We start from the raw sequence: 943 nt of genomic DNA, 5'->3' as shown, positions 1-943 counted from the left end.
CCACGTCCGTGTCCCGCGGTTCACCTGCACCAACGATGCCTGCAGCCGGAGAATCTTCCAAGCTTCACTGGCTTGTGCTGACGACGGGGCGAAACTGACCCACCGTGTGACTCGCTGGATCCTGCAACGCCTCGCCATCGACCGCATGAGTGTCTCGGCGACAGCGAAGGCCCTAGGTGTCGGGTGGCAGCTGGTCAACAAGATCGCGGTTCAGGCGTGCCGCAACCTTGTCTACGACTCCGGCGATCACCTCGCTGACGTGCGGATACTAGGTGTCGATGAGCACGTGTGGAAACACACCCGCCGTCCCGGCGAGCCCTCCTCGATGGTCACGGTGCTGGTGGATCTGACCCCGCTGGTCGACGGGCGCGGGCCAGCGCGGTTGATCGACATGCGACCCGGGCGCAGTGCCGAGGTGCTACGAACCTGGCTCAACGAGCGTGACCCTGGTTTCCGCGAGCAAGTAGAAGTCGTCACGATGGACGGCTTCGCCGGCTACGCCACCGCCGTGGACCACGCCTTACCAGCGGCGACGAAGGTGATGGACCCGTTCCATGTGGTGCACCTGGCCGCCGAGAAACTCACCGGATGCAGTCAGCGCCTGCAACGAGAGACGACCGGTCGGCGCGGACGCAAAGATGACCCGCTCTACAAGCACCGCCGTCACCTGATGACCAGGACGAACTATCTCACCGACCGGCAGAAACAACGGCTGGACCTGCTGTGGGCCACCGACGATGACTACGTCGCTTTGCAGGTCACCTGGGGTTTCTACCAGGATCTCATCGCCGCGTACGGCCATCCGGACAAGTCACAGGGCAAGAAGTTGATGGCCGGATTGATCGACACGCTGCGTAAAGGACTCCCGAAGGGCTTGGAGGAGTTGGCGCAGTTCGGGCGCACGTTGTGGCGGCGCCGGGCCGATATCCTGGCGTATTTCGAC

General features: G+C 63.5%; 1 protein-coding gene. It reads left to right on the top strand.

The genetic code is table 11. The features are described 5' to 3' along the window. Window positions 1-943, top strand: a 943-nt coding sequence (locus ACT3TD_RS14775) for an ISL3 family transposase (protein WP_444615241.1), incomplete at both ends; no start/stop codon positions are given.

Origin of the sequence: Corynebacterium sp. AOP36-E1-14 (assembly GCF_052377495.1) — a bacterium.
Classification (GTDB): Bacteria; Actinomycetota; Actinomycetes; order Mycobacteriales; family Mycobacteriaceae; genus Corynebacterium.
The sequence above is the reverse complement of the archived record's forward strand: the minus strand, read 5'-3'. Positions and strand labels throughout refer to the sequence as shown.